This window comes from Spirosoma panaciterrae DSM 21099, from assembly GCF_000374025.1.
Lineage (GTDB): Bacteria > Bacteroidota > Bacteroidia > Cytophagales > Spirosomataceae > Spirosoma > Spirosoma panaciterrae.
In genome coordinates, this window is record NZ_KB893176.1 from 1 (window position 1) to 10,892 (window position 10,892).

Annotated in this window: 6 protein-coding genes and 1 pseudogene; 5 read left to right on the plus strand and 2 right to left on the minus strand. The window is 48.8% G+C overall.

Annotated features, from left to right (window positions below; genetic code table 11):
- Window positions 1–278, plus strand: a pseudogene (locus B153_RS0107570) (IS5 family transposase); the annotation flags it as partial.
- Window positions 279–759: 481 nt separating this feature from the next.
- Here the strand turns inward: B153_RS0107570 and B153_RS0107575 are convergent.
- On the minus strand, window positions 760–2,985 hold the full coding sequence (locus B153_RS0107575) for a TonB-dependent receptor family protein (RefSeq protein WP_020596092.1): 2,226 nt from the start codon (window positions 2,983–2,985) through the stop codon (window positions 760–762).
- 366 nt (window positions 2,986–3,351) lie between these two features.
- Window positions 3,352–3,924: a hypothetical protein gene (locus tag B153_RS37595; protein ID WP_245564847.1), complete on the minus strand. Its 573-nt coding sequence runs from the start codon at window positions 3,922–3,924 to the stop codon at window positions 3,352–3,354.
- Between the two features lie 270 nt (window positions 3,925–4,194).
- Here B153_RS37595 and B153_RS0107585 point away from each other — a divergent pair, with 270 nt between their 5' ends.
- From B153_RS0107585 to B153_RS0107600, 4 genes are all read left to right on the plus strand, one after another.
- A complete protein-coding gene (locus B153_RS0107585) occupies window positions 4,195–6,765 on the plus strand; it encodes a TonB-dependent receptor (RefSeq protein ID WP_020596094.1) in 2,571 nt (856 codons plus the stop codon).
- A gap of 63 nt (window positions 6,766–6,828) precedes the next feature.
- Complete coding sequence (locus tag B153_RS0107590) at window positions 6,829–7,542, plus strand: LolA family protein (RefSeq protein WP_020596095.1); 714 nt, start codon at window positions 6,829–6,831, stop codon at window positions 7,540–7,542.
- A 1,122-nt stretch (window positions 7,543–8,664) separates the two neighbouring features.
- Window positions 8,665–9,693, plus strand: a complete 1,029-nt coding sequence (locus B153_RS0107595; protein WP_020596096.1) for a LacI family DNA-binding transcriptional regulator — start codon at window positions 8,665–8,667, stop codon at window positions 9,691–9,693.
- A 61-nt stretch (window positions 9,694–9,754) separates the two neighbouring features.
- Window positions 9,755–10,810 carry a glycoside hydrolase family 43 protein gene (locus tag B153_RS0107600; RefSeq protein ID WP_020596097.1) on the plus strand — a complete coding sequence of 352 codons (1,056 nt, stop codon included), beginning with the start codon at window positions 9,755–9,757 and terminating at the stop codon, window positions 10,808–10,810.
- The last annotated feature ends 82 nt before the right edge of the window (window positions 10,811–10,892 follow it).

A 10,892-nucleotide genomic window follows, 5' to 3' on the forward strand; every position in this document is an offset into this window, starting at 1 on the left:
TGGAGAAGATGTTCGGCGATCAAGCCTACAACGGCGTGTTTGCTCAAGAGCTTGACCGTTGGAGTATCGATTTTGAGAAAGCGTCGCGGCCTGAATCAGCCCAAGGTTTTGTACCGGTGGCCAAACGATGGGTAGTGGAACGAAGCATTGCCTGGACGAACTATTTTCGGAGAATCGTCAAAGACTATGAGCATACAGCATCTTCTTCGGTCAGTTGGCTGTATCTGGCCAATAGCCAGATCATGTTACAACGAATCGAGACTTATTGCCAAAGATGATTTCCCAACATACTCTAAACCTTTGTTTTAAGTCAAAAAGCCCGTAGAAGCCTTCAAAAAGCTTTGTTTAAGCCTCCTAGGGTATTAATTGCCATGATGAGTCACTAGATAGTCATTGAAATCTTAACTAGCTGCGTAGTAATGGAAGCAGTCTTGAACTGATAACCCTTTCATTCAAAGTCGTTCTAATGCTCGCTTGTCCGATTTGTCATCATCTAAAAAGGCGTTTACCGTTTAAAACTCTGACAGAATCGGCAAAGCCTCCGACAAGAAAGAAAGGGAGTTTAAAATGATGGGCGGATTTTTCAATCGTTGAACGTTGAAGTACTGACAACAGGACAGGAAATCGAATACTCCTTCAAAGCGATTAAGTGCCGTTTGGCTAAATCCCGGCATTTACGCAAATCACTTCGGGGATGTACAACCCGCATGCATACCCTATGACGATACGGCACACATGCGGGGGAAGACGACTCGGTACTTACAGGTTCAAATCAACCGTCAGGACAGCACTTCGCCCATCGGAGGGCCATACGCCCGGCCCAGGATAGAAGGTCGGACGTTTGGTGAAGTACTGCGTATTAAGCAGATTGTTGATACTACCGCGTACGGTTATCAGCCGCTTGATACGCCAGGTGCCATTCAGATCCCACAGGCTATAGGCAGGCACCGGACCGATCGCTCCGTTGGCCGAAGCAGTGGGCGTATTCAGTGCATCGGAAAAGGTTTGGGCTACGTAGCTGTACTGGAGGGTCAGACTGGCCGGGCCGTAACGGGCGGTCAGGCCATTGCGGGTAGTCCAACGCGGGGCCGATTCGACCTGGTTTCCTGTTACGGTCCGGTTTTCGGTACCTGCTGCTACCCGACCGTTAATGTACCGGGCGTAGTTATAGGCCGTTGAACTAAATCCACTGACTAAGAATTTTGTCGTATGCAAAATCTGCGTTTCAATCAACGCTTCGACGCCCGTACTCCGGCTATCCCCGATGTTAGTTCGGTATATGTAGTTGGTGCCATCGGTATTCGTTAACAACAACGTGCCCAACCGATTCCGGTAGAGTAAATCAAAAACGGTCAGGTTCACATGCATACCCTGCCAGCGTCCCGACAAACCGATTTCAGCATTATAGCCATAAGCGTCTTTCAGGTGTTTATCGATCTGCTCGTAGGTAGAAGCCGGAATGATATCCTTGAACACAACGGGTCGATAGGCCTGCGACCAGCCTCCGTAAATTTTCACAGCGTCGGTAAGCCGATATTCGGCGTTGATACCCAGCAAGGCAAAGTGGTGGCTAATATCGGTGGGCAAATTAGACGCGTCGTAGTAACTGATCGTGCCCCGCATCTCCGTTTTACCATGCTCGATCCGAATACCCGGTGCAATCATGAGTCGATTGGTCAGATAGAACTGATTTTCAGCAAAGGCAGCAATGTTCTTTGTCCGGTAATGCAGATCCCGTTTAAAAGGGCTGGTTAAGGTCAGGTCAAAATCACTCCCTGTGGTGCCTACTCCCAGTTGTCGACGGTGTAGATCGGTACTCATCAACTGCACACCAGCTGCCAAAGCCCCATTCATGCTTCCCAGTTTATATTGATGCAGCAAACGGGCTTCGGTCGTGTAGCTGTTGAAGTTATCAACATCGACCTGCCGGGGCCGATACTGCCCCGTTACCCGGCTGATTGTGTCGGGAACCGTAGCAAACGCATCCAGTTGAACACTATTGCGATTCCCCAACACGGCCGAATTGGTCCAAAGAAGCCGGGTTCGATCCGAAATTCGCCAGTCCAGTTTTAGGGAAGGAATGTAAATATCCGGGTTAAAATAATTTCGGCTACGGGTCGACTGCCGTGGGTCCTGCGCAAACATGGCATCGGTCAGCGGACCAGGGATAGTATAAATGTAGGCCGATCGTCCTAACTCTGCCGTCAGACTCAGCCGTTGCGTTGCCTGAAACTGAATCCGGCCCAACTGAGCCTGCGCATCGGTGCCGCTGTTTTGACGGTAGCCATCAGAATGACGACGGTAGTAATAGGCGTAGTAAGTCCACTTACCCACGCGTCCGCCAATGGCGTTAAAGGTGCTCCGCAAGCCATACGATCCAACGGAATTGATGGTTTCGAAGCCGAATCGGCGCGTTGTATCGGCCTGCCTGGTTATATAATTGAGCATCCCGCCAAACTGAGCCCCGTATTGCAGCGAGGCCGTTCCGCGCACGAGTTCAATCCGTTCGATGCCTTCCATGGGCGGAGAGTAGTGGCTGGCCGGATAGCCATACATATCCGAATTCGTAATGACGCCATTCTGCCGGATGTTATTTTCCCAGGAACGATGAGGGTCCAGCCCACGCGTCGAAATATTGATCTGATTACCCGTTCCATCCATGTCGTAGACAAAGACTCCCGGAATCCGGGCGAAGATTTGCCGGGGGTTTTTCTCAGCGACGTTAGCATCGATTTCGCTCACCCGAATGGCCTCGCTACGCTTACCACCCATCAGATAGGTTCCGTGTACGTTGGGTAAAGTTTGTACCACGATGGAACGGTTACCCGTTACGGTGACAGGGTTTAACAGACGAGCCGAGTCAACTGTCGATTTTTGTTGCTGCGCCAGCAGTGAGGCTGACACCAGCAGCAGGCCAACGGTCAGTAATTTTGTCGTACTGGAAAGATCAGAGAACGGACGAAGCCTGATTGAGAATTGTTTCATGAATTAATATTTATCTAACTAGCTAATTATCAGAGAGAAGGCAATTTATAGACTCAACAAAAGCAGTGCCAGTTCTGATACAGAGCGGTTATAGGGATGACTTTAGTAAGATTGTTGATGGCCGACTTATCCGGTCACCTGGCCAATTCCCCAAGGTATGGACCACGCAGATACCGGGAACTTCCAGGAAGCGACCATCGTGGTACTGATTTCTCAGGCTGTTTTACACAAGACGATTTCGGGCGCAAAAACACCTAGTTCATGAACAAAGATGACTCTGGGCGTCTGCCAGCTGTTAGCTGACGGGCACGCCTGGCCAATACCCATTACGTATGCGTTTGGATCGTACAACCTGAAAATCGGAAGTCAGGCTTGTGGAGGGGGCGAAACGGGAACCTGGTCGACCTGGTACCGGGCCGACAGAACATTGGGGAAGCGTACTACACACGCCAGAGAATGTAGTGCCGGAAGCTCCAGTCGACAGGCAAAAGGAGGAAGATAGGTGGTTAGTCGTTCGCTGATGAGCTTAAGAAGTCTACCCAAAGGCGATTGGGTGGCCTGTTGGTCGTCACTTAGCTGTTGCCATTGTTCAGCCAGTTCAAAAAAGCGTTCTCTGGCGTTCTGGTTCGTTTTGAGCAGCGTATACAGGGTATCATTCGCATAGCGCTGCTCCACGATGTTGTAAAATGTGGCCCCATCCTGAATCAGCCCCTCCTGTCCATCAGCGTTTTCCCAGGCTGCTGTATAGGGCAGGGATATAGGCAGCTTTACCAGTTTAAACTCATCGGCAGCTGATGGCTGAGAGGCATGCTGATAGGTTTGTTCAAACGTAAGCACAGCCAATGGCAGCCCTAACCAATGGTAGAGCAGCAGGATCAAAAAACCGATGGCTGGTAACGATTTCACAACTAGTGGATAATGGGCCGGTAATTTCGTCATTTTCACTGGATAATAAGCAAATCGGTGATAAAACTCATACGGACTCTTCAGCCGTAAAGCACCGCCAACGAGCCCAAACAACGTTTATTGACCAACTGCCTTCATCATCGGGTACGCATTCCCAAATCAATATCAGGGCCTTAAATGGAGTATTACCAACTTCATTCATCAGCTAGAAACACTAGTCTATCCGGTCTTATAGCCACTTCATCCACTTTTGTTTTTAAGGCTTCGTCGCATGAATGACCTTTGTTAGGTCAGAATAAAGCTATGAAAACGAACATCTTCTTAACCTCTCTTCTTTTTTGGGTCGGCAGTTTGCTAACACCCGCCCAGGCCCAGTTCCCGATGATGGGGGGCTCAACCCAATCCAAGGCATTGCCTGGTACGGCTGGCGACCAAAGCCCAAAAGGAAGTGCAAAAATTATCGGCTCGGTTGTCGATTCAGCCCAATCGGCCAAACCCGTTGAATTTGCCAGTATTGCTCTCTACAATAAATCGACCGGCAAAGCCATCGATGGCACTGTTGCCGACGAAAAAGGGAAATTTTCCCTGACCAAACTCGTTGCCGGTGACTATCAGGTTCTGGTCAGTTTTGTCGGGTTCCGCAATAAAACCATTTCCAACCTGACCCTGACCAACGGGCAAACCCTGGATTTGGGAGTTATCAAACTGTCGTCCAGTGTCAAAACGCTGGAGGAGGTAACGGTAGTCGGTCAGGCAGCTGTGATCGAAGAGAAAGTAGACCGACTGGTCTATAACGCCGATAAAGACATTACGGCCAAAGGCGGTGATGCCACCGATATTTTGCGCAAAGTGCCGATGCTGACGGTAGACCTCGATGGTAACGTATCGCTCCGTGGCAGCCAGAATATCAAAGTACTCATCAACAACAAACCCTCTACCATTGTCGCCAGCAGTGTTTCGGACGCGCTGAAGCAGATTCCTGCCGATCAGATCAAAACCGTTGAAGTCATCACCAGCCCATCGGCCAAATACGATGCCGAAGGTTCGGGCGGTATCATCAACATCATTACCAAGAAGAACAGCCTCCAAGGGCTGAATCTCAACATCGATTCCGGTGTTGGTAACCGGGGATCTATGCTGTCGTTGAATGGCAACTACCGGAAAGGAAAAGCAGGCTTTACGCTGGGCGGCTTCGGTCGGGCCATGTACAACACCATCACGAAAACCAATCTTGACCAGACCAGCCAGTCGGGCGGTGTAACGACTCTGACCCGCCAAAGCGGGGATGGACATAGTTCGGGGCTGTTTGGCCAGTACAACCTGGGTTTCGACTACGACCTGGCTAAAAACCAAAGCCTTACGGCTGGTGTACGGTATGGGGTTCGAAACTTCACCAACCAGCAGGATCTGGTCACCCAACTGTTCAACAACGGCTCGCTCAACTCATCGACCAACCGGAATGTCGATGCCAAAAATTTGTCGGGTACGGTCGACGCTAACATCGATTACCTGCATACCTTCAAACCCCAGCAGGAATGGAGCATTTCGACCCTCTACAGCCGCAACGACCTGACCAACAACTTCGATGCGAATCTGTTCGGTAGCACTGGTGACCTATCGGGCCGTCAGCGCAACCTGAATAAAAACGTGAACCAGGAGTTTACCCTGCAAACCGACTACCAGACCCCGATCAAGAAAAATCAACTGCTGGAGTTTGGCGGAAAAGCAATCTTCCGGGAAGTCAACAGCGACTACAAGTACCTCTTTGCAGGTCCTTCAGGCCAATTTACCACGGAGTCGAACAATACACTGGGCGAACTGACCTACCATCAGAATATTGCTGCGGGGTACACTTCTTACACCTATACCACCAAAAACCGCTATACGCTAAAAGGCGGAGTACGGTATGAACACACCTTTATCGATGCCAGCACCCGCGAAGGCGGTAGCCTGGGTGTGGGCGACTACGGTGTACTGGTGCCCAGCGTAAATGCGTCCAAAACCATTAAAGGGACAACGTTTAAACTCGGCTTTAACCGTCGGATTCAGCGCCCTGGTCTGCAACAGTTGAACCCCAACTTCAACGCTGCCAACCCGCAGGTCATTACGCTGGGTAACCCCAAACTAAAACCCGAACTCACCAACAACGCCGAACTGGGTGTGAGCAAAACCATTGGCAAGACGTTCATCAATGCTACATTCTTTGGCCGCATTACCAACAACGCCATCACGCAGGTTAGCTCACCCTCCGACTCGATCAAAGGGGCTATCGTCACAACCTATCAGAACATTGGGCGCCAGCATGCCTACGGTACCAACCTGTTTGCCAACGTAGCTGCGACCTCCAAAATTAACATCGGTTTATTCCTGAACGCTTTCTACACAAGCCTTACGGGGCAGGCTACCGGGGTAGATGGCGCTTCGGCTGAAATCACCAACAGCGGCATGAACATCGGAGGAGGTACGTTCATGAATGCGACCTTCAAGAATGGCTGGGGTGCCCAGGCATTCGGATTTTTGCAAGGCTCACAGGTACAATTGCAGGGACGTCAGGGTGGGTTCGGCTTCTATACAATTGGGGTAAAAAAGGAGTTCAACAACAAAAAAGCGAGTCTGGGTCTGGCGGCCGAAAATTTCCTGAACAATCGGTTCAATATCCATACAACGCTGAACTCGCCCCTGTTCAGTCAGGTCAACGATATATATATGTATAACCGGGGTGTTCGGCTTACCTTTACCCTTAAGATTGGCAAAATGACGATGGACGCTCCTCGTAAGAAAGCCAAGTCGGTCAACAACGACGACGTGAAGAGTGATGGAAATGGCCAGACCCAATCAAGTGGCACACCAGGTGGCGGTCAATCTCGGCCCTAATTGCTGAAATTCCCACGTAAATAGTAATATTTGTCAACTAAAACGGTAACCTAATTCCGCAACATGAAAACCAACAAATTTCTGGCTCTGGGCTTCGCCCTTTGTCTTTCTGGTCTTGCCCAGGCTCAGACCGTCGACGAACTTGTCGATAAACACGTGGCCGCACTGGGTGGCATGGACAAATTAAACAACGTCAAAACACTGTATATCGAACGGTCGATGGCTATTAACGGCATGGAAATTCCCAGCAAGTCGACTATTGTCGTTGGCAAATCCATGCGTACCGAAACGTCGGTAATGGGCAATTCGATGATTCAGGTTGTCGACGGCTCAACAGGCTGGATGGTGCGCCCGGCCATGATGGGCGGCACTGGCGATCCGGAAGATATGCCTGCCGATCAGTTGAAAAGTTCAAAGGGGCAGCTTGATCCTTTCGGTGCATTAGTCAATTACAAAGCCAAAGAAAATAAGATCGAACTGGTTGGTAAAGAGAAGGTAGACGGTAAAGATGCCTATCACCTGAAAGTGACGACCAAAGAAGGACAAACGGTCGATGAGTTTCTGGATGCCACTACCTACCTGGTCAACAAAGTTAAAATGGCGATGAATGGCCAAACCGCTGAAATTAGTTTTTCGGACTATAAAGACAAAGACGGAATCAAATTCGCCAACACCATGGAAATGGCTTCTCCACAGGGTGCCTTAACGTTCTCGACCGAGAAAATTACCGTCAACGGGCCAGTAGATGAAAGCATTTTCAAAAAGCCTGCGAAGTAGAATTTATTCGCGCTGGCTGGTAGTTTCGATAGCTTGCCTACCCTTATTACCAGACGTTACACATAAAAAAAACCGCTAGTGACTAGCGGTTTTTTTTATGAAAAAATGGTTCAATGCAAGACTGCTCCTATGGGTTAGATTATCAATGTACCCTTTTGACTCAAAAAAGGGTGGTCAGGTAACAAAAACGCTGGCACTAAAAGTACCAGCGTTTAAATCTAACCCATAAGAGCTTGCCGCCGAGTTCACACTCGACTACAATCAATAACAAATTAGGCAAAAATCTAAACAACTAGTAACAAAGTAGACAAATTTACCGAGCAAAATCTTCTTTTTTCTACAGGCAGGGCGCCCCCCTATTTAATGCGACTTTAATCTTCAGGACAACGAATCGGAAGGGTATCAACCGTTTTACGCCAATTTTGGGCCACTGGCAGGATTTATAGATTGGCTATTCACACCAGTACTCTAGTCATTACGCACTTGTCATTCATCGGGTAAAAACAGGAAACGTTTATCGGGATTACCACCTCACACGTAGTTATCCATTTGTTTGGTAGAGGCAGTTAAAGTACGTTATATAGACAAGTTAAGAAGAGAATGCAGTTAACCTCCCGCCCAGGTTTAGCGGGAGGTTACTTTTTTATCCAGAAGCAATCTGACAACTATCCGTCTGCGTATGTTACGCATTATATTAGTTAAATAGAGGAATCTCCGAAACGCCCGGCCATATTGAGTCGGGCGTTTTTTGCGAGTTTTCATACAGGGTGGGTTGGGTACTAAAAACAAAGCCCCTGTCAGTAGACAGGGGGCTGTTGGCATTTAACCTATGATAAATCTAAAAAAAGTAACTATCGTCTAACCCCTCACATGCTGGTTTGTCCGATCTGTGTATAAATTTCTTTTATTTTTTTGAAAAAGCAATCGGTTGCATAAAAAGAATTAAGGAAATCATCGGTTGTCTAATTTTTCGTATTATTGCACATATTCCTGATAATTCGTCACTTTTCCTGACAGACTTTATTGCATTTCGCGTGTATATAATCGCTTAGAAGCGCCTGTTCGTTTGCAAAAGGACTATTTCAACCGATTGCAAATGTTCTCAATAAACCCACCCCAACAATGCAAAAAGAGGTAACGATTTATGACATTGCCAAACTTCTTGAGCTATCACCTGCTACAGTAAGCAGGGCCTTGAATGACCATCCTGCCATTAGCTCTTCGACAAAGAGCCTCATTACCAGTAAGGCTAAAGAGATGGGGTATCGGTCCAATCTGTTTGCCAGCAACTTGCGCCGTCAACGGACCAATACCATCGGTGTAATCGTGCCCCGTCTCGACAGTGCCTTTATGTCGACCGTACTGGCGGGCATGGAAAAAATAGCCAACAAGAGTAATTATAATCTGATTATCAGCCAATCGCTGGAGTCGGTCAAGAAAGAGGTCGCTAATGCCAAAACGATGTTCGATAGCCGGGTCGATGGCTTACTGGTTTCTTTAGCCGCCGATACAGACGATCTGGAGCATTTTAATACGTTCTTCCGTAAAGGAATTCCGATGATTCTCTTCGACCGGGTGATGCCGCAGAAGAATTGCACCAATATTGTCATCGACAATGTCAAAGCAGGCTACGACGCAACGATGCATCTGCTCGATCAGGGGTGCCAGCAGGTTATGCACGTAACGGGCAACGTCAAACGAAACGTGTATGCCGACCGGCTCAAAGGCTACAAAATGGCCTTGTTCGATCGAGGGCTCCCACTTTCTGACGAATATATTCGCCTAACCGACCTAACACGTCAGGCTGGTCTGGATCTGGCCAGTCATATCCGACAGATGGCTATGCCACCCGATGGTCTTTTTATTGCCAGTGACTTTTGCGCAGCCAGTTGCATGGGAGCGTTACGCCAGTATGGCTTTACGATACCGGACGATATTGCCGTGATCGGCTTCAACAACGATCCAGTCTCTCAGGTTGTGGAGCCAAACTTATCGACGATTCACTACCCCGGTCAGGAAATGGGTGAAATTGCCGCCCAAACCCTGATCAATCACCTGAATGGTCTGCTGCACCTAAGTACAACGAATAGTATCCTGCTAAACTACGAACTGATTATCAGGCAGTCGTCTCAACGGGTTAAAACCCCATAAGTTTCCATAAAGGCTCTTTACATTGTTCTTACCGTAAAAATTCCTTACCTGTTCTTAGTCTATGATTAGCCCCAACAAACTCATTGTCGCTACGGCTGGCCTGGCACTTTTGGCCCTTGAGTCCGGTATTTGCCAGAATCCGACTTCCAGTCCGGCAAAACCGAAACCGCTCGTAACGGACATCTACACAGCCGACCCATCGGCCCATGTGTTTAACGGCAAAATTTACATTTATCCGTCGCACGACATTGAAGCCAACGTGCCCCAGGATGATGAAGGTGGCCATTTCAATATGCGGGATTACCACGTTTTTTCGATGGACAAAATTGGTGGAAAGGTGACCGATCATGGGGTTGCGCTCGACATTAAAGATGTCCCCTGGGCCGGTCGGCAGATGTGGGCTCCCGATGCCGCGTATAAGAATGGTACCTATTACCTGTATTTCCCCGTCAAAGACAAAAAGGACGTTTTTCGGATTGGGGTAGCGACCAGCAAATCGCCCACAGGTCCGTTCAAAGCTGAGCCCGCTCCTATTCCGGGCAGCTACAGCATTGATCCGGCGGTGTTTAGCGACACCGATGGCAAATCGTATATGTATCTCGGTGGTATTTGGGGAGGACAATTACAACGCTGGCACACAGGCAAGTATGACAGCAGCCTGAAAACGGACCTCAAAAAAGACAACGAACCCGCCCTAAGTGCCAAAGTTGCCCGAATGAGCAAGGACATGCTCAAGTTTGAGGAACCTCTCAAAGATCTGGTCATTGTCGACAAAGCGGGAAAGCCCTTACTCGGTGGCGATCACGATCGACGGTTTTTCGAAGGTGGCTGGATGCATAAATACAAAGGAACATACTACTTCTCGTACTCGACGGGCGATACACACCTGCTGGCGTATGCTACCAGTAAATCGCCATACGGCCCATTCACTTATCAGGGTGTGCTGATGAAACCCGTTACGGGCTGGACTACGCACCATTCGATCATTGAGTTTCAGGGCAAGTGGTATATTTTCTACCACGACGTGGAGCTTTCGGGCAAAACCCACCTGCGCAATATCAAAGTCCGGGAGTTGAAACGAAATGCAGACGGCTCGCTGGAAACCATTACACCGTAAACTGAGATCCTGGCATTTTTTTGTCATTCAGACCGGGACGCTTCCCGGTCTGAATGACAAAATACGTTTCAGTACAGGGTAC

What these genes read in the sequence shown, in the direction of transcription:
- B153_RS0107600 (WP_020596097.1), top strand. Translation starts at nt 9,755, where the DNA reads ATGATTAGCCCCAACAAACTCATTGTCGCTACGGCTGGCCTGGCACTT.
- B153_RS0107590 (WP_020596095.1), top strand. Translation starts at nt 6,829, where the DNA reads ATGAAAACCAACAAATTTCTGGCTCTGGGCTTCGCCCTTTGTCTTTCT.
- B153_RS0107585 (WP_020596094.1), top strand. Translation starts at nt 4,195, where the DNA reads ATGAAAACGAACATCTTCTTAACCTCTCTTCTTTTTTGGGTCGGCAGT.
- B153_RS37595 (WP_245564847.1), bottom strand. Translation starts at nt 3,924, where the DNA reads ATGACGAAATTACCGGCCCATTATCCACTAGTTGTGAAATCGTTACCA.
- B153_RS0107575 (WP_020596092.1), bottom strand. Translation starts at nt 2,985, where the DNA reads ATGAAACAATTCTCAATCAGGCTTCGTCCGTTCTCTGATCTTTCCAGT.
- B153_RS0107595 (WP_020596096.1), top strand. Translation starts at nt 8,665, where the DNA reads ATGCAAAAAGAGGTAACGATTTATGACATTGCCAAACTTCTTGAGCTA.